This is a genomic window from Singulisphaera sp. GP187, assembly GCF_900129635.1.
In the GTDB taxonomy this organism is placed as follows: domain Bacteria; phylum Planctomycetota; class Planctomycetia; order Isosphaerales; family Isosphaeraceae; genus Singulisphaera.
The window spans coordinates 3,455,931-3,474,590 of the sequence record NZ_FSRB01000001.1 but is presented as its reverse complement, the minus strand read 5'-3'; the positions used below and the strand labels follow the sequence as shown (position 1 = coordinate 3,474,590).

Annotated in this window: 15 protein-coding genes; 7 read left to right on the top strand and 8 right to left on the bottom strand. The window is 62.3% G+C overall.

From position 1 onward, the window contains the following. Positions 1-564: 564 nt before the first annotated feature. The 5 genes from BUS42_RS13575 to BUS42_RS13555 form a co-directional block, all read right to left on the bottom strand. A complete protein-coding gene (locus BUS42_RS13575) occupies positions 565-1,173 on the bottom strand; it encodes a hypothetical protein (RefSeq protein ID WP_074307370.1) in 609 nt (202 codons plus the stop codon). A gap of 70 nt (positions 1,174-1,243) precedes the next feature. Beyond that, on the bottom strand, positions 1,244-1,531 hold the full coding sequence (locus tag BUS42_RS13570) for a hypothetical protein (RefSeq protein WP_074307369.1): 288 nt from the start codon (positions 1,529-1,531) through the stop codon (positions 1,244-1,246). A gap of 207 nt (positions 1,532-1,738) precedes the next feature. Beyond that, positions 1,739-2,641 (bottom strand): GGDEF domain-containing protein, encoded by a 903-nt coding sequence (locus BUS42_RS13565; protein WP_083670188.1) that lies wholly within the window; start codon positions 2,639-2,641, stop codon positions 1,739-1,741. Between the two features lie 136 nt (positions 2,642-2,777). Further along, positions 2,778-5,777, bottom strand: a complete 3,000-nt coding sequence (locus BUS42_RS13560; protein ID WP_074307368.1) for a protein kinase domain-containing protein — start codon at positions 5,775-5,777, stop codon at positions 2,778-2,780. A gap of 128 nt (positions 5,778-5,905) precedes the next feature. Next, entirely contained in the window at positions 5,906-8,374 is a 2,469-nt protein-coding gene (locus BUS42_RS13555; RefSeq protein WP_254053489.1) for a hypothetical protein, read from the bottom strand. 1,223 nt (positions 8,375-9,597) lie between these two features. Here BUS42_RS13555 and BUS42_RS13550 point away from each other — a divergent pair. The 3 genes from BUS42_RS13550 to BUS42_RS13540 all read left to right on the top strand — a co-directional run bounded on the left by BUS42_RS13550 (position 9,598) and on the right by BUS42_RS13540 (position 12,909). Beyond that, positions 9,598-9,879: a hypothetical protein gene (locus BUS42_RS13550; RefSeq protein ID WP_074307366.1), complete on the top strand. Its 282-nt coding sequence runs from the start codon at positions 9,598-9,600 to the stop codon at positions 9,877-9,879. 259 nt (positions 9,880-10,138) lie between these two features. Further along, entirely contained in the window at positions 10,139-11,830 is a 1,692-nt protein-coding gene (xrtE, locus tag BUS42_RS13545) for an exosortase E/protease, VPEID-CTERM system (RefSeq protein ID WP_074307365.1), read from the top strand. A 326-nt stretch (positions 11,831-12,156) separates the two neighbouring features. Continuing rightward, positions 12,157-12,909 (top strand): hypothetical protein, encoded by a 753-nt coding sequence (locus BUS42_RS13540; RefSeq protein WP_074307364.1) that lies wholly within the window; start codon positions 12,157-12,159, stop codon positions 12,907-12,909. A 177-nt stretch (positions 12,910-13,086) separates the two neighbouring features. Here the strand turns inward: BUS42_RS13540 and BUS42_RS13535 are convergent, their stop codons facing one another. Beyond that, complete coding sequence (locus BUS42_RS13535; protein ID WP_074307363.1) at positions 13,087-13,539, bottom strand: hypothetical protein; 453 nt, start codon at positions 13,537-13,539, stop codon at positions 13,087-13,089. A gap of 404 nt (positions 13,540-13,943) precedes the next feature. Between BUS42_RS13535 and BUS42_RS13530 the strand changes: the two genes are divergently transcribed. Continuing rightward, complete coding sequence (locus BUS42_RS13530; protein ID WP_074311025.1) at positions 13,944-14,396, top strand: DUF1810 domain-containing protein; 453 nt, start codon at positions 13,944-13,946, stop codon at positions 14,394-14,396. 42 nt (positions 14,397-14,438) lie between these two features. On the opposite strand, the gene BUS42_RS46010 is transcribed toward BUS42_RS13530, so the two are convergent. Beyond that, positions 14,439-14,564: a hypothetical protein gene (locus BUS42_RS46010; RefSeq protein ID WP_256386142.1), complete on the bottom strand. Its 126-nt coding sequence runs from the start codon at positions 14,562-14,564 to the stop codon at positions 14,439-14,441. Then, on the bottom strand, positions 14,555-15,052 hold the full coding sequence (locus BUS42_RS13525) for a TetR/AcrR family transcriptional regulator (RefSeq protein WP_254053488.1): 498 nt from the start codon (positions 15,050-15,052) through the stop codon (positions 14,555-14,557). Before BUS42_RS13525 ends, BUS42_RS46010 begins: the two co-directional genes overlap by 10 nt. A gap of 147 nt (positions 15,053-15,199) precedes the next feature. On the opposite strand from BUS42_RS13525, the gene BUS42_RS13520 reads away from it, so the two are divergent. From BUS42_RS13520 to BUS42_RS13510, 3 genes are all read left to right on the top strand, one after another. Further along, on the top strand, positions 15,200-15,529 hold the full coding sequence (locus BUS42_RS13520) for a hypothetical protein (RefSeq protein ID WP_074307362.1): 330 nt from the start codon (positions 15,200-15,202) through the stop codon (positions 15,527-15,529). A 21-nt stretch (positions 15,530-15,550) separates the two neighbouring features. Further along, positions 15,551-16,528 carry an oxidoreductase gene (locus BUS42_RS13515; protein WP_074307361.1) on the top strand — a complete coding sequence of 326 codons (978 nt, stop codon included), beginning with the start codon at positions 15,551-15,553 and terminating at the stop codon, positions 16,526-16,528. Between the two features lie 735 nt (positions 16,529-17,263). Next, positions 17,264-18,565 carry a TROVE domain-containing protein gene (locus BUS42_RS13510; protein ID WP_074307360.1) on the top strand — a complete coding sequence of 434 codons (1,302 nt, stop codon included), beginning with the start codon at positions 17,264-17,266 and terminating at the stop codon, positions 18,563-18,565. The last annotated feature ends 95 nt before the right edge of the window (positions 18,566-18,660 follow it).

Here is an 18,660-nt window from a genome sequence, read left to right as displayed (position 1 = left end):
CGACAATGACGCCGCCTGTTCTGAGCGTTCTCTGTCGCCGGGGTCCGTGCCCCCTGGTCTGTTGGCTTTCGACCCGGGGTCGGAGACCCCAGCGACAAGGACGTGAGCGACTCGAGGGCAAACCGCTGTCATTCCACGAAAGTTGTCTGGGGCGAGACCCCGCCTCCTTGGCTCATCCGTGATTCGGTTCTGGAATCGGGAAGTGCTTGCTTGTTGAGTCGTTCCGCGTGGCGGAGTCAGCGATCTGGGCTGCGTTCGGCATCTTGGGACGGCCATCGGGAAGTGATTTGCGTCCCGTTCCGAATTGCTCCTCAAAACGACAGGACGTCTATGACTGTGACGAAAACCGATTGCGCGGCGTTATCGCAAAAAAACACGATCTCAATATCATAGACTGAGCCATCGCCCGATACCGCACGTAGGACTTGCGTTCTCATCTGTCCTGATGGAGTGGGAGCGTGAGCTACTGTGTCCAAGAAATCATCAACCGATTGTTTGGCATTGTTTGGAAGACTTGCTCGTGCGGTCGCAGCGTCGGGAGCAAGTTGAATGTCATAGGGCATTCTACGCTTCCGACCGCTGAATCATCTGGAGCGATGATGATCTACCGGCTGTAATATCTTCGGTGCCTTTTCGAATCGCAGAGGGATCGATATCAAAACGCCGCTTGCCGTCTTCCCCGTAGATTCGCCCCTGGGAGTCGACTGTAATCGTCTGAGACTTGTTTTCTCGCTTTGGTTCGGCAGCGGCCAATCGGCGGGCGAGCTGGAAAATGGACCTTTGTTTAGCCTGAACGTTCCAGGCTTCGGCTTTCTCAAAGACCTGGTTTGCGGCATCGATTACCGAGGGAGGCAACTCGATAGGATGTGAGAGCTTGCTCCATGTAAGTAGCACATCAGTCGCGTGCGACAAGCTTTCAAGAAGCATCCTCGTGCATTCGCGAGTATCATCATCCACTTCTGTTTTCTGGGGATCGCTTTCCTCTCCGCACTCCTGGATCAGACTCTGAACGTTTATGGCCCAAATCAGAAGGGTATAAAGGAGGTGGTGTTCCTTCCACGCAAGCGATGGAACATCATTTTTCTCGTCAACATCGTCGGGTGAGAAAATTGACCAAGTTCTTTTGTACGCGAGGTATTGGAGGATATCTGGCGATGGAAAGTGTGCGAGCATTTCAGTTCCCCACCTCGGGCGGAGTGCCTTCTGTTGGCTACAGCCATTGTCGGCGATCTGTCGCCTTAAATCAAGTCAGGCCCTGGTCTTGTTTCGAGGGACACGCGGTTGCCGTCCGAATTTTTGTGGTTTGCTGATCTGCTGCTCGTGGATCGATCAGCACCCGCTTCAGGTGGGCATTGTCCTTGTCCACATGCGAGTCGACCGACCCATCCGCATGCCCCATCAGGGCCGCGATGGTGAGGTGACCGTGCCCCTGGATCAGCTTCCTGGTCACCGGTATCCCGACCAGAATTCCCATGACCATGACGACCTTGCCAGGGCGAATCGGGCTGTGAGCGACTTCTCGTCGGACCATTCCCAGAGGATTGCCACATCGATTAGCCCCTTGGGAACGGGACGTAAATCGCTTCCTGATGGACGCTCCGAGATACCGAGCGCAACCCGATCGCTTACTGCGCTGCGTGCGCGGCTCGGTTTAAGAAAATGGGTTGCTTACCCTTCGGTGAGTTGACGGACGGGTTCGACCCTCCGGGGTCCGGGTCGGCCGTTCCTCCTCAACGCATCAAGCACTCACCCGGTTGCGGCCCGCGCGTTTCGCGGAGTAGAGTTGCAAGTCGGCGAGCCGGATCAGCTCCTCCGGCTCGAGCGGTTCGTTCCGGACCACCGTGGCCACGCCCAGGCTGATTGTGACCTGGAAGCGACGTCCCTCGGATTCGAACGGGTGGAGTTCCACGGCCCGGCGCAGCTTCTCGGCAATCTCGATCGCGTCGTGCCGGGAGGTCTCGCTCAGGACCACGGCGAACTCCTCTCCGCCGTAACGGGCCAGCAAATCATATTTGCGGACGTTCGGCCTCAGGCAGAGCGAAAGCTCGCGCAGGGCCAGGTCGCCTGCCAGGTGGCCCATGGTGTCGTTGATGGTCTTGAAGTGGTCCACGTCGATCAGGATTAGCGCCAGTGGGCGTTCATGGCGAGTGGAACGGTCGATCTCGCGCTCGAGGTGATCGAGCAAGTAACGTTTGTTGTGCGTCCCGGTCAGGCCATCGAGGATGGCCATCCGGTACAGTTCTTCGTGGTATTCCGCCTCCACGTTACCGCCGGCCAGGAACCGGAACAGGCAGGTGCCCAGGCGGACGTAATCACCATCGGTCAACTTGGTCCGGTTCGCTGGAACATTGTTGACGAACGTGCCGTTGGTGCTCTGGAGGTCGGTGATCCGATAGCCTCCAGCGGTCGATTCCAGGCGTGAGTGGCGGCGAGAGATGGACGGGTCATGGACCGTGATGTCGCAATCATCGTCACGACCGAGGATGGCGTCCTTCTCGTTGAGCGGGTGGCGCGTGCCGATGGTCAGTCCGGTCGGATAAATCTGGATCAGGCAGGCATCTTTGTTGGAAGGAGACGTGGGCCGGGTCACAACCACGGGCCGTGTCACCAATCGACTATCGGTGGGATTATCGCTGGGCACGATGCACTTCCTTCTCCAGAATCGCCCTTCTCAGCCGATCATCGTCTCTCGATCCAACGACGGGGCGAGCGAGCCAGGGCACGCGCCCAGCCATTATAGCGCAGGGTGGGGGGAGAGGAAAATGGGCGGAATCTGATCAATTAGAATGTTGTGATGATTTGCTGGGTTTGGATTGGGCCGCATTGGCCAAGATTGCCTGGAATCGGGGATCCTGTCTGATTGCGGTCAGGTCGGGATCGTTATCGGCCGTCAGCTCGGTCCCGAGTTCCAACGCTTTCTTCAAGAGGTCGAGTGCCTTGTCGATCGCTCGGGGATCTGGGTTGCCTCGCGCAGCCAGGGCGGAGACGCAGGCGGCCGTGTAGACCGAGTCGCCGGAGTCGGGCTCATGCTCGAGGCACCACTCGACGTCGCGGTTGGCTCGCTCGTGATCGTTGAGCCGGGCCAGGACCACCGCGCGACTGCGCCTGGCTTGGGTGAATCTCGGGTCCGAGTCGAGGGTTCGACTGAAAAAATCAAGGGCTGTGTCGAGCTGGCCATCGCTCATCGCCAGCATGGCACGGCCGTAGAGGGCCTGGGGGTGACGTGGGGCGTCGCGGAGGACTTCGTCGAACGCTGCCGTCGCGGCTGCGGGCACCCGGTTGGCCACGGCGAAGCCGTACGTCCAGAGGAAGCGAGTGCGCTCGGCACCAGGACCGGGCGCGACCCGGTCGAACGCCTCGCGAAATTCAAAGTCGGCCTCGACGTGACGTGCCAACGCTTCCAAGGCGATCCCTCGGCCGGCATGGATCACCGCGGTTCCTTTGGCCAGCGCCAGGGCTGCGTCGAAATCGGCCAGGGCGGGGGTGTACTGCCTGAGCTCGAGGTGGGCGAGCCCCCGGTTGGTCAGGGCCGCCACAAACTGTGGGGCTCGTTCCAGCGCGGCGGTGTAGTCGGCGATGGCCTCCACCTTCATCCCGCTCCGGTCGAGCACGTGGCCACGATTGAAGTAGCTCCAGGGATGTTCCGGCCAGAGTCCCGTGCCGATCCCGAAGTCTCGGACGGCCAGAATCCGTTCGCCCAGCTCCATATGACAGATCCCGCGTTGGATCACCGACCAGTAATGCCGCGGATTCAAGCGGAGCGCCTCACCCAGCTCGGTCACCGCATTTCGATAGCCCGCAATTGTCCGCGTGCGGGCATGTGAGATTGCCAGGAGATAGTGGTCGCGGGCCGATGTGGGCTGGATTTGATCGGCCAGGCGCTGAGCGGTTTTCGCCTCGTCGTGGTTGCCGAGTTGGTCGAGGTAGGCCGCGCGGTCGAGCCAGAGCGCTTTGGAGCGCTTGAGGCCGTGGAGGGCCTCCGCCCTATCGAGCAGGGCGAGCGCTGCTTGCAATTCTCGAGGGTCGTTCGGGGCGAGCCGGACCCTGGCCCCCGCCAGCAGGAGCAGCAGCTCCCGACGATCCTCCGCAAGCGTGAGCCGCTCGGCCGGGGCAAGTCGGACCCAGTCGGGATGCTCTTGCGCGGACCGCCCATCCGCGAGGGCGTAGAGGGCCAGAGTCTGTTCGCAGACGGCGATCCCCTGACGAAGGTGAGTGTCGTCGCCCAGGATCGTGTTAACGAGGCCCTGGCACTGGAGAACCCCGGAGTCGTGGGCACGTTTTCGGTCCCGCGCCTGGGCTTCCATCAAGCGCGTTCGGGTTTCGGCCAGGTGGGTTTGCGCTCCGAGAAACGCCCAGCCAACGGCCAGAAAAAGGACCAACGAAACCGCCGAGACCGAGCTAAATGTGAGCAGTCGTGGATTCCGGCGGAAGAACTTCCGGACGCGCTCCACCCGGCTCAATTCGGGGGCGTAGGTCAAAGGGCGATCGTGAAGGAATTGACGGAGGTCGGCCGCCAGGTGGCCCGCCTGCTGATAGCGCTTGGCCGGGTCGGGCTCGAGGCAGCGGCGGACGACGCTCTCCAGGCTCCAAGGGATGTCCGGGCGGCACTGTCTGAGCGAAGGGATCCCCTTGCTCCGGTCGGCTACCATGGCCTCGAGCTGAGCGGTCGGGACCGAGTAGCTCCCGTCGCGCGCGAAGGGGCGTTGGCCGCTCATTGCCTCGACGAGGACCATGCCGAGCGAGTAGATATCCGACCGCCTGTCGACCGCCTGGAATTGATCCAAGGTGCAGAGGGAGAGCGCGCGAAGGTGCTCCGGGGCGGCGTAGGCGACGGTCCCGCCCAGCAGCATGTGATCGGCGTCGGAGGTCGCGTCGATCGAGACGTTGAAGTCGAGCAGGAGCGGTTGCCCCTCGGCACTCAGCAAGATGTTGGACGGTTTGATATCTCGGTGGATGACCCCACGTTGATGGGCATGGTCAAGGCCTTCGGCAAGTTGGGCCACGACCCAGGCAACCGCCTGGATGTATCCGAGGCTCTCCATCAGGGTGAACGGCGTGCTGGGTTCGCTCGGTCGTTCCCGCGCGCTGAGCCGGCTCCCACTTCGGGGCTCAAAGGCTTCTCCCCAGGCTTCGGACGCGGGCGAGCCAACGGCTTTCAGGGCTCCGACCAACTGGTCGCCACGGGTCGGCCGTTCCTGGCCGGACCAAAGTTGCTCCAGGACGCTGGAGAGATTGGCGCCTCCGAAGTAGGGCATGCATACGGCCCGGAGCCCGGTCCTGGAATCCTCGTGGACCGAGTAAATCGGCACGATGTTGGTGTGCTGCAACCGCGATAAGGTCTGGGGCTCGATCCCCTCGATGCCCGAGATCTTCAGCACTACCGGCCGATCGGCCAGGTCGGCCTGCTGAGCCACGAACACCCGCGCGAACGCCCCTTGTCCCAGGAGATGGGACAAGTGAAATCCAAAGAGGACATCCCCCGCCTGGATGAGTTCCAGCCGGTTGCCGGTGAACGGTGGTCGGCCGCGTCGCGCGACGAGCGTGTCGTGCGGCCGGAACGGCGCGGTGGCCCGGTCACCATTCGCGGCGGCGGCCCATTCCGCCGCGTCAGGAGCCGCTTCGACATCATGTCGCCGATGCGCGTGGGCCGGCGATGCCTCGGCCGCCGACTCCGGAGCATCGTCCCGCGGCTGGCGGTGGAGCCGCGTACGCTCGGCCGTCGGCGCTCGGACACACAGTGTCTGGGCATCATCCTTGGGGGCAATCGGGTCGCTCATGCCGATCTCGTACCTCGGTGAGCCCGCCTCGGCTCCAATCTCACCGCCCGCGTAAGTCCGCGCTGCTTGGCCGATCGATTTCGCCTGGGGCGTTGACGCCGGTCCCCCAGGGCTTCTCCGCCACCAGGTCATTTGCCGGGATCACTGCCGAGCGACGCACGGCTCAACCAGCGGGGTCTGAACGACTCCCAATACCTGAGGTACGCGAGGCTCGACAGGCCGGTGATCGCCAGCAAGGCCCATCCCAGCTTCCAGGAGGGATGGACCTCGGCTCGGTCTTCATGTTCGGAGCGAGTCGCGGCGCTGGTGCCGGCCGGTCCGGCGGCTTCCGGATCGGTTCCCAGGTTGTCGTCCCCGGCTGGCACGGGAACAGGGGCCGGCTCGGCCGTTGCCTCAACGGGGACGACGGCACGTTCCGCGGCCTTCGCCGCGGCCAAGGGCTGACTCACGACCGTCGGCGCGTTGAGCTCCGGAGTCCGTGTCTCAAGGCCGCTTCCAGCCATGGGCCGGTGAGTGTCGAAATGGTCGGGATCCGGAGCCCAAGGAACGGGCGTTTGGGGCACAATCCCCTTGAATCCGGCGGAGTGCGTGCGAATTGCGTTCCCCTGCTCGAGACGAGGGGACACCTGGCCGGTCGCGACCTCGGAGGGAACTGTGGGCGCGAGGCCGAGCACCATCGGCGTCCGCAGGGCCACGCCCTGGCTCGAGAAGGTGGAACCGGCCATGACGACAACCGACGTGGGCACGGCCCGCCCGGGTTGCGTGGCCCGTTCCGGTTCGATCCGGCTTGCGCCACCCACCGGCTGGAAGGCCAAGACCGACAGATCCGTGGAGGATGAGATTGCGGCCGCCGGCTTGTTCTGGAATGGGGGCGTGATGGCGGGCGTCCCCCCGCCCGGCGGTCTGTCGATCATCACGGGAGCCGAGCTGTTGCCCGGGGATGTCGGATCGTGGATCGAGATGCCGCTACCCGTGCCGGGTTGGTTCGGCAGCGGGGGGGCATCATGACCGACGATGGGGCGATCACCTCCCGAGGTTTCGCCCTCTTCTCCGTCGTCAGGAGGGGAAATCGGAATTCGGCTATAGGGGGACACGGCCAAGGAGTCGGAGCTGGTGTCGGGGCTGAGGAAGAGGTTCAAGACATACGGGCCCGTGCCCCCGCCCATGAAGTTGCTATGCGAAATGCTGGGATCATAACCCCAAGGATTCCCCGACGAGACGGCGAGGTAGTAGTCTCCCGCATCCAGGTCAGCGACCATGGTCGTGTCGCGCAACTGGGGCAGGAAGTCACGGTCGGAGCTGGGGACGAGATTGTAGAGGAGAGCCGTGACGTCGAGGAGTTCGAGCGGTTCCGTCGCGGCATTGCGTCGGTAGAGACGCAAGCCGGCGCCCAGGGGGGAGCCGATCCGACCGGCAAACACGTCGGCCGCGAACCGGTGCGGTCCCGGCCCGTTCAGCCGAAAATGGTAGAGGTCGACATCATTCCCGAGGTCGAATCGCCAGGAAAAGTCGTTGGGATCCAGGGGGGTTGCAGGATTGTAGTAGGGATCGTCGCCGATTGCGCCCTCGACCCGAATGGGCGCCGACGAAGTCAGGTCGCCCAGTTCATCGGCTCCCGCCGGTGTATCGTTGGCAGGTCCGCCGAGACTGCTGTTGCCCTCGATTCCAACCACTTGAAACCGGAAAATCGAATCCTGGCCGGCTAGGTGCAAGTGGTCGCTTCCCAGAGGAGTCCCATCGACGCCGGTCAGCCCCAGACCGCCAGTTCCGGCGAGGACGACCCGGTAGAACCCAGGAGCAAGGGGGGCCGCGGGGGAAAGTTGGAGTTCACAAGCGGAAGTTGAGAAGGTCAGGTCGGCCAGGGGGATGACCTGGGTCCCCTCGGTGCTGAACGTTCCGTCGGGGCTGTACGCCAGTTGGACGGTCCGGCCCGCTTCGATCGTGGACGGATCGAGCGGACGGCTCAGATCGATCCGAATCACGAGCGGAGCACGGGTCAGCGAGGCCTCGGGGGCGGGATCGCTGGACAAGACCGAAGGCCCATCCGTGGACGCCGAGCCCGCATCAATGGCACTGAAGCTCAGAGCGAACTCGCCCGTGGCGCCGGGCAGCCCGGTGTGGGCCACGACCGGACTAAAGATTTCATTCCCCGCGCCGCTGACAGCCAGGTTGTAGGTGCCGGGGCCGATGATCCGATCGATCGCGGCGACCCCGTCCCCCTCGTTCGCAACGGCCAAATCGAGCCGGCGAAGCCCTTGTGGGTTTGTGAAGTCCACAAAATCGAGGTCCGTATTGAACAGGCTGAGGGCGCCTCGGAACGAAGAGTCGGGCTGCGCGGCTTCGAGCCGTAAGGTCACTCGGGCAGGACGATCGAGCACGAAGCGATACCATTCGACATCCCCTGCGCCTGCGTCATCCGCGCTCAGGGTTCCGTGCCGCGTGATCGCGGGGGTCGCCCAGAGATCACCCAGGTCCAGGGCCTGATCGGAGGTCTGGTTCGGCGAGTCGAACGTCGGTTCGTCGACGGCTGGGTCCCCGAACGAACTGGGGACTCGCCTCGCTTCGAGTGATTCGAACCGTGGCGTCGTGGCGGTCATTTGTCTCCGACGTGACCCGGCCCGAGACCGGGCGTCACGCAGAACTTGCGGTTTCGGCTGGCCGGTGTGCATCTGTGGAAACATCTTCCTGAATTGGCCCACTCCGGAGCAACGTCGCTCGGAGACCTCGGGCCGGCAACCACGGCGACCCGAGCAGACAACGACTGGACCCGGCCGTTCGCAGCAAACCTGCTGATCTCGGAGCCGTCGATCCTGCCGCGGACTTTTCCTTCTAAGAAGGTTACACCATGTTTTTCAATCGTGTGCGATTTCTCCTGAACTTTCAGAGTCGGGACACTCGTGCCCGTTCAACATGCAAGGAAAAGCGTGAGCTTAGGGTTCATTCGGCACGAGTTCACCAGTGGGATCATTCCCGAACGTTTGGAAAGCATCGGACGGAGCCTGGTTCGGGTCTGGTCGCCTTGGGGTGGTTTTGTGGAGTTCGCGACGCGGGTTGTGGCGAGCGTCCGGTCGCGATCCCGAACGCGAAGGGTTTGGTCTGGAGGCTTTAAGTTAGCCATTTTGGTGAGACGATGAGTGGCTTCACGGTCTCGAGTGTGCGTGCGTAGGACGGTGGCACGCGACGTATTGGCTCACTCTGCTTGCCTGCCGGTCAAGCGGGCCGTTGCGCTCCGCCCGTGCCGTGCCGAGAGCCAAGCCCGTTGGTCCGGAGTCGATGAACAAAAGAGGTTCGTCGCGGTCGTCAAATCGGTCAGTGGTGGCTCCGGAAAGCACGAAAAAGTTGAGAGTGTCGCCACCTTGCCGGGTTTTTCGCCCGCCCCAGGCCACCTGGATTCATCCCCCCTGGTGCCGTTGCAATAGGGACCGTAGTCCGAGGAATATTGAATTTTTCATTATTCAAAACATTGTGAATTTTTGCATTGAATTGGATTTGCAATCGTGAAAAAATGTTGAATTGTTATTTGTCGAAACCTGGGCGAAGTCAGGAGGTGCGGCACGATCGCAATGGGAAGGCAGAGCCGTCAGGTTTGGTTTGGTTGGCCAGGAAAATGGCAGGGTATAGGCAATGTTGTTAAGTGTGTGTTTGATCGATGTCTGTTGGTGGATGCAGGTTTCTTAAAAGCAACAAAAATATTGGCCTGTTAAAACAATGGATATCCTGTTTATCATGGTCGATTACTTCTCCGGCCGGTATTGGGTAGGGCTGAAATCGGCACCGCGCCGGACCCTAACCCTTCGAGTTGGAGAAGGGGGGCCATGTCATGAGCTTGAAATCTCACCTCTTGTTGACGGCCACTCGTGCTCGTGGGGTCGTCGGTATGCTCCTCGTGCTGACCGTGATGGCGACGCCCGCGCTGGCTTGGGATCATCACGGTCACCACAGAGACAACTGCTGCGACGACAGAGACGGGTGCGGTCCACCGATCAGCGCGCCCGAGATCGATCTCGGCTCGATGCTCGGGGGGATGACTCTTTTGGTGGGCGGGGCCTTCATCCTCGCGGATCGACGTTGTCGGAGTAAGCCGCGGGTCGGGCTCAACTGACCAACCAACGGACACCTCGTCGCACCTGGAATGTTGGGGTGTCCCGGGGACCTCGGAATGGGGCCGTGACCGCCAAGAGTTCTCGACTGCGGGACTCCTTGGACTTCACCCTGGCCACGACCCCATGGATGTGTCTCGGCTGGAAACCGGGAGGTGCTGGGCCAATCGGCCGGGTTCCCCTCTTCATCGTCCCAATCTGCGGGGGCGAGCGAACCGGATTGAGCGCCCGGGCCTTGGCTGTGGAGGGCCTTGTGACGTGATGGCAAATGTCCGGCTCACCGATCCTTGTGATACTCTGCTTGCGGCCCCCGCCTCCCCCCTGACCGGAACCCGGTTCGGCGGCCTCATGATCCTCCTCGTTGCCGAGGGGGTGCTCCTCGCCGTCCGCTATCACTGGACTGTCGTCGACGAGGAGCGACTGCAGGCGATTCGATTGTTAGTCGAGCCGGCCTTGCCGGCGGCGCTGGCGACCGCGATTTTCAGCACCTCGCTTCGGCGGGGCCAATCCCGGAAGACGCCCGAACCGCAACGCTCATCCCTCCCTCGGTGGCCGTTCCTGCTCGCCCACCTGCTTGCCTTTGTGAGCTTCGCCCGGGCGGTCGCCTATCTCGTGGCTGGGGACTTGGCCACGTCGCCCTATCCCGATGCCTGGGTGGTCGCCCGGCTGTTCGGCGATCCCTGGTCGCTTCCCCTTCGGACGTACTGGATCGGGGGCACGATGCTTCTGGGGGTGGTGGTACTGTTTCTCTGGGAGGCGACTGTTTTCCCCCTCCCTCATCGGCGCCGCCAGTGGGGGAGTTGGCAGGGATGGGAGCCTTTGCTGGGTGGAATCACGATCGGGGGCGCGATCATCGCCACCGGTTGGATCACGCGAGGCGCCTGGAAGGGACTCGGTGGGATAACACTCTGGACAGTGCATCATATGTTGGGGTTGATTTTTCGGGATGTCGTCTATCGGGTGCCCGACGGAGTGGTCGGCACCCCCGCCTTCACCGTCTGGATCGCCCCGGCATGTTCAGGGTACGAGGGGATCGGCCTGGTCCTGATTTTCCTCGGCACTTATCTCTGGCTCGACCGCCGCAACCTCCGGTTTCCGCGGGCCCTCTTGTTACTGCCGATCGGCGCGGCGGTGATGTGGTTCGCCAACGCGATTCGCATCACGGCCTTGGTGGCGGTCGGCGTCTGGGTGTCGCCGAAGGTGGCCGGCCAGGGCTTTCACGTGCAAGCGGGATGGCTTGCGCTCAACGTCGTGGCCTTGGGGTTGGTTGGGGTGGCGCAATGGACTCGGTTCGCCCAGGCTCGGCCGGAAAAAGTGGGAGACTCGCCCGCCACCGCCGCCTATCTGGTCCCGCTGCTCGCCTTGGTGGCGACCGGGATGATCACCCGCGCGCTCTCCGATGGTTTTGATTCACTCTATCCGCTGCGCGTGCTGGTGGCGGTTGCGGCTCTGGTCTACTTTCGGCGGGCTTACGTCGGACTGCGCTGGTCCTGGTCCTGGCCCGCGTTCGCGCTGGGTTGTCTGGTGTTTCTCCTCTGGGTGGCGGTGGAGCCGTCCGGTGGCGGTACGGGCGGCGGCACTCCCGAGGCCTTGGCGGGCCTGTCGCGAGCGTGGGCTGTGGCCTGGCTGATCGGGCGTGTGGTTGGATCCGGTTTGGTGGTGCCGCTGGCTGAGGAGTTGGCGTTCCGCGGCTACCTGGTTCGCCGCCTAATCGGGGCCGACTTCGAAGCCGTCTCGCCCAGCCGGCTCACCTGGTCGTCGTTGCTGATCTCGTCGGCCTTGTTCGGGGCGCTCCACGGTCATTGGCTCGCCGGAACGGCGGCCGGCGCGGCGTACGCCCTGGCCCAGCGGCAGCGCGGGCAGTTGGGCGACGCGGTCCTGGCGCACGCGACGACAAACGGCCTTCTGGCGGCCTACGCCCTGGCGACCGGAAACTGGTCGTCGTGGTCCTGACAGGCCGCCGCAATCGACGTGGCGCACAAAGCAACTGTGTCACACGATTGGTTTGATTCGATTCAGTTCGTTGAATTCCCCTGGGACCGCGGGCGTCCCGCCCGCATTTCAATTTCAATTTCAATCCAAGAGCGGGCGGGCGCCCGCGGTCCCAGGGGAATTGAATGAATTGAAGCGTGGGCGGGGCCCCACGATCCCAGGGGTGAGTCCCGTGCGTCATTTTATCGTATCAACCCACTTCTCACATACCCAGGCCGGCCGTATGCTGATCCGGGGCGCGGGCCGTCTGCGCCGACCACCCTCTCCCCCGATCGTGAGGCGATCCTATGAAGTGGTTCCTCGGAGCGGCGCTCGTCGCGGTGTTTGCAGTCGCGGGCGGCAGTGTGCGGGCCGATGAGCAGGAGGCCAAGGCCATCATCGAAAAGGCGATCAAAGCCGTGGGCGGCGAAGAAAAGCTGGGCAACGCCGAGGCGGCCACCTGGAAGACCCGGGGCAAGATGACCTTCAACGACAATACGAACGACTTCAACAGCCAGGTGACGGTTCAAGGGGTCGATCACTCCCGGTCGGAGTTCGAGGGCGAGTTCAACGGCAACGCGATCAAGGGCGTGACCGTGCTGGCCGGCGACAAGGGGTGGCGGAAGTTCGGCGACAACCTGAACGAGTTGGAGGGGAACGCCCTCGCCAACCAGAAGCGGACGGTTTACCTCCAGGTCATTCCGGGAAACTTGGTGTTGCTGAAGGCCAAGGGCTTCAAGGCCGAGTCGACGGGCGAGGAGAAGGTTGGCGACAAGTCGGCCGCCGTGCTGAAGGTGACGGCTCCGGACGGCAAGGACTTCAAGCTCTTCTTTGACAAGGAGAGCGGCTTGCCGGTGAAGTTGGTGGCGACGGTGGCCGGCTTCCAAGGTGGTGAGTTCACCCAGGAGACAACGTTCGACGCTTACAAAGACTTTGGTGGGCTGAAGAAGGCCACGAAGATCGAGAGCAAACGCGACGGCCAGCGGTTCCTCGAACAGGAGGTCACGGACTACAAGGTCTTGGACAAGGTGGATCCGGCCACGTTCGACGAGCCGAAGTGAGGTCGAAGTCACCGAGTCATCATCGAGACGCCCGGCACTTCCCTCATGGTGGGTGCCGGGCGTTCCTTATTAGGATTCGTTTCTCATCAAGTGATTCTCTATTAACACCGTGCCCAACTCTTGGGCCTTGGGCGACCGGCACCCGAGCGATCCCCCACCGGTCGCTTTCGTCGCGACTTACCTCAGCGCCACGCATTCCGAAAGTCGGCGCTCGATCTCGGCGAGCACCCGGGCATATTCGACGCCGTTGATGCCTCCGTATTGCGACTGGAGTTCGGCGGCCGTCAGGTTTTCGGGAAGATCAGCGGCTTCCGGGAAGACGGCGTCGATCGGGAATTCGACCGCCGGCCGGGCTTGCATCGCCCGCGCTGAGTCAAGATTATATGGCGAGGCGCGGGCGAGCAGAATCCCTGCCCGGTTGGCGGCGAGATCGCTGAACGAGAATCCCGTGCCGCCATCTTCCGCATCAAGGGCCTCTTTCAGTAGGCCGATCTTGCCGCTTGTCCCCTCGCAGGCAATGAGCGCGATTGCGGCACTGACAAAAAAGTGTTTTGTCCAATCGCCGCGGCCACGCAAGGTGATGCCTGTCAAATGACGCCCGGCGAGCGCGCTGAGCCGGTCGTCGAGCACCGGTCTTCGTCGATTGACCGATTCAACAGTGGCAACCCAAGGGACGATTCGTCAATACGTCCACGATCTCGTCGGAGTTGGCCAACCGGTCCCTCCTGCAGATCCGGCCAAGGTTCGCGCCCCTGCGTTCCGAAGCGACAGAAGTCCCAACTCGTGAACGCGTACGGAATTGAAATGTTAAGGCATGAACAGGAAAATGGTTTTGGATTTTGAGTCAATTGGATGTAACGGGGAGGACGGCAAAGCGATGGAAATCTTGTGCAGCGGCGGCCCTACCATTGACCGGAAGTTTCTTTACGATGAAGAGCAGACGCTGATCGCTCCGTAGGCGAGAAAGCAACGCGGCGGTGAAAGTCCGCGCGTCCGACCGAGAGACGGGACCAATGACGGATCGGAGGCTGGCCATGGCAGAAAGAACGGGAGATGATCCGCACGAATTGAGCCGCTTCGTGGATGCTCAAGTCGTTGATTACGACCAGGCCCTCGCCGAGATCAAGAGCGGGCTCAAGCGTTCGCACTGGATCTGGTACATCTTCCCGCAGATCGAGGGGCTGGGGTTCAGTTCGATGTCCCGACGCTATGCGATCAAGTCCGTCGCCGAGGCCAGGGCGTACCTGGATCACCCACTGCTCGGGCAACGTCTGGTCGAGTGCGCCGAGGCGGCCTTGGCAGTCGAGGGGCGGTCGGCATCCGAGATCTTCGGTACGCCCGACGACATGAAGCTGAAGTCTTGCGCGACCCTGTTCGAGAACGTTTCGCCCACGGATTCGGTCTTCGCCCGCTTGCTCGACAAGTATTTCAAGGGCGAACGGGACGGCAAGACGCTTCAGCTTATCGGAACCGTGTCGGGTGATTGAGCCGCCTACCCAACTCAGCCGTCAGTGGCCCGACCACTCAACTCAGGCCTTCACTTGGAGTTTGTTCGCGAGGTAGAGCCGCGTCATGTCTCGCAGTTCCGTCGCCACCCCCGGGTCGTCCGCGAATTCCTTCATGGCCTTCATGTTGTTCAGCAGGATCACCGCCATGTGCTCGGCCGTCTCGGGGGGATCTGAGGCGATCGGAGCGTCAGGGTCCGGGCGATGCGCGTGAGGGCCGCATCACGGAACTCCTGCCGCTTTGCCGAGAATTCGGCTCGGGCCTCCAGCAGAGCACGCATGGCCTTCGACTCCCCCTGGATCTCGACCAACAAAGAGACCAGGGCGTCCGCCAGCGACTCGTTCGTCATCGCACTGACCTCGCGATCGATCCTGGTGAAAGCCTCGTCGACGATTCCGCCATAGCGCTGGATTAAGGCGTCGGCGAGCACTTCCTTGTTCGGGAAGAAGTGGTAGAGCGAGCCGACCAGCGCACCGGCCCGTGAGGCGATCTCCGCCATCGTCGCGGCCTCAAAGCCCCGCTCGGCGATCACGGTGGCGGCCGCCTCCATCAGAGCGGCGACACGCTCCTTACCGGGCCGACGCTGGGGTTCCAGAGCACCACGCCCCGAGCGGGGCCTTGACTTATTTGAGGCCATAGTCAATTATTCCGTTGCTTGAGTCATTGCTCAAATAGTCTAGCGGGAAGTTTCGTTTTTGTCACCTCAGGCGGTTGGGCGTGCGACGAAGTCCTGGCTTTAGGACAGAAAGATCGCCCCCACGCCCCCAACGGAAATGGAGGTTTCATGCAGTCAGAGAGACGTTGGTATCACGATATTGCTTACTTCTTCGGCGGCGTCTTCCTCGCCAACACGATCCCCCACCTGGTGGCTGGCATGTCGGGCAGCCCGTTCCAGACCCCGTTCGCAACGCCGCCGGGGAAGGGCCTATCCTCGGCGACGGTCAACGTCCTGTGGGGGATGTTCAACCTGGTCGTGGCGTACCTGTTGGTCGTCCGGGTCGGTCGCTTCGAACTGCGCCGGACGAGGGACGTCATTGTCCTGGGACTCGGGGCGCTCCTCATTGCGCTGAATCTCGCACGTCACTTCGGCGCGTTGCACGGCGGTAACCTCTGATGGAATCAAACGGAGATCATCATGACCACTCAGCAGAAGCCGATTCCGTCGAAATTCGGATTCATTTCGACCGCCGAGGAAGTGCTCGGAGGTCAAGACCTCTCCGGCAAGACCGTCATTGTCACCGGCGGCTATGCCGGACTCGGGCTTGAGACGACGCGCGTCCTGAGCGAGGCAGGCGCAACCGTGATCGTGCCCGCACGCTCGGCTGAGAGAGCCCGCGCCAATCTCGCAGGCTTGCCACGAGTCGAACTTGGGGCCCTCGACCTTTTGAACCCGGAGTCGATCGACGCCTTCGCGGAAGGTTTCCTCGCCAGCGGCCGGCCGCTCGACCTGCTGATCAACAACGCCGGTATCATGGCGTGCCCGCTCGCGCGCGACAGCCGCGGGAATGAAAGCCAGTTCTCGGCGAACCATCTCGGCCATTTCCAGCTCACGCTCCGGCTCTGGCCCGCACTGATCCATGCCGGCGGGGCACGGGTCATCTCGCTGACGTCACGCGGCCATCGCTTCTCCGAGGTCGTTTTCGACGACCCGAATTTCGATCGCCGGCCTTACGACAAGTGGAAGGCCTACGGCCAGTCCAAGACCGCCAACGCCCTGTTCGCCATGGGCCTCGACCGGCGCGGCGAGGCGCAAGGCGTTCGGGCCTTCTCGGTGCATCCCGGCGGCATCCTGACCGATTTGACACGTCACCTCACCATGGACGACCTGAAGGGCTTCAGCCTGTCCCGCCAGCCTGATGGCAGCCTCCTCCAAGATCCGGGGAGCGATCGCCGATTCAAGGACATCCCGAAGGGGGCGGCGACGACGATCTGGTGCGCGACCAGCCCGCAGCTCGACGGCATGGGCGGCGTCTATTGCGAGGATTGCGACATCGCCGAGGTGATCCAAGGCGATATGACGGTCCAAACGGGCATGGCCCCCTACGCGTGCGACCTCGAGCTGGCAGAAAAACTCTGGACATTGAGCGAAGCGTTGACCTGCGTGCGAATCTGAATCCGAAACCCGCAAGTTTGCCGAGCCTCCGCGAAACACGAACCCATTCATCAAACGAAGGGGAAAGGGAATCAAAGGGTTCGTTGCTCGTAAAGCTTCGCCGAACCCGTTTCCCCCTGGTTCGACGCGATCGGCCGAGGTGTCATCCCGAGTCCAACGATTCCGGGAGCAAGTGGCCAGGCACTTCGATCCAGGCCCCCCCCGATTTACCCGCTTTGGGTGCCTGACCATTGATTCAGTTTAGTAGACGATTGTAGTTGTTTGTGTGTTGTTGGTGTGAGAAATCAGAGTTGGAATGCGAACCTTCGACGTTCATCCCGGCTCTCAGAATGTGGAGGGTGGTGCAGATAAGGGTTACTTAGGCTGTTAACCTCGTGGTCGCGGGTTCGAGTCCCGCCCGGCAGATCGACCTGCCGGTAGCTCAGTTGGTAGAGCACGTACGTTCCTTTATCGTCTCTTCCCCCTCCGCTTGAACCATCGTGCGGGGGTGCAGGATCGGCATACTTTGTGTAACAGGTTCGAATCCTGTATCGACGCAAGTCGATTCGCTCAATGGGTCGAGCAAAAGTCCCGAAAGGGAATGCTGATTCGAACCTTCCCCGCACGGTTTCCGCAACAGGGTGGTGGTGCAGGATCGGGTTACTTTTTGGTAGACACCGGCTTGCCGGTGGCGGGTCCAAACCCCGCGAGCCCCTTTCCGGTTCTACTCCGCCCGCTTTTGATGTGGGTGTTTTTATGGCTACGCTGAACCGACTCCCAAAGATTTTCACCCATGAAGGCGCTCCCGCCGCCCGAATCGACTCGCTGGCTCAGCTCGAACGCTCCGTCATGTCCTGCCTGCTCTGGGAGTCAGAGTTCTACGAGGGCGGCCAGACCATCGGCCAGCGGATTGCGGAGCTGGTGAAAGTGATCCCCGCTGAAGATGTCGCTCGCGTCGCCATTGAGGCCAAGGAAGAGATGCGCCTCCGCCATGTTCCGCTCCTGCTCGCTCGCGAGCTGATGCGGACCAAGGATGGCCGCACGCAGGCCAAGGGTCTGTTCCCTCGCGTCGTTCTCCGGCCCGACGACATCGCCGAGTTTCTGTCCATCTACTGGAAGGACAACCAGGACGAGCCGCTGGCCAAGCAGGTCAAGCGTGGGCTGGGCGACTCTTTCCGTAAGTTCGACGAGTACCAACTGGCCAAGTACAACGGCGGCCAGAAGGCGGTGAAGCTGCGCGACGCCCTGCGAATCACCCGTCCCAAGCCTGCCGACGAGGCTCAGGCCGAGTTGTGGCGCAAGCTTGTCAAGGGCGAGCTGGCTACGCCGGATACCTGGGAAGTCGAGCTTTCCAAGGGGGGTGACAAGAAGGCCTCGTGGTCGCGGCTGCTCGCTGAGAACAATCTGGGCGGTCTGGCCATGCTTCGCAACGTCCGAAACATGACCAAGGCAGGCGTGGCCGACGAGGATATCCGTGCTGGAATTCGTGGTGTGAAGGCCGGACGACTCCTGCCGATCAACTTCATCGCCGCGGCGCGGCACAACCCTCAGTTCGAGCCCGAGTTGGAGGCCAAATTCTTCGAGTGCTTCGCTGAAAAGGAGAAGATCGCGGGTCGCACCATCATCCTGGTGGATATTTCGCCATCGATGGCGGCCAGGCTATCTGCACGGTCGGAGCAGTCTCGAATGGATGTGGGTTGCTCGCTTGCCATGATTGCTCGTGAGATGTTCATCGACGTTCGGATCTTCAGCTTTTCCAACCAGCGCATCGAGGTCCCTACTCGTCGTGGCTTCGGCCTTCGTGACGCGATCCTGAACTCCCAGCCGAGCAACGGGACCTTGTTGGGGGCTGCATTGAAGGGGTTGCCGCAGCACGATCGTCTCATCGTTCTCACGGACGAGCAGAGCCAGGACGGCGTCCCCCAGAGGAAGGGCTACTTGATCAACGTCGCGAGCAACCAGAACGGTGTGGGCTACGGCCAGTGGGTTCACATCGACGGCTGGTCAGATAAGGTGCTCGATTATATCGTCAAGTACGAATCGAATGTCGCCCCGTGAACTTCGCAGCATATGCGACTCTCTGAACGACGAACCCGGAACGGAGGCCAGCCGAGCTTGCAAAATGGCTCGGCTGGTCGTCCCGTACCATGCGC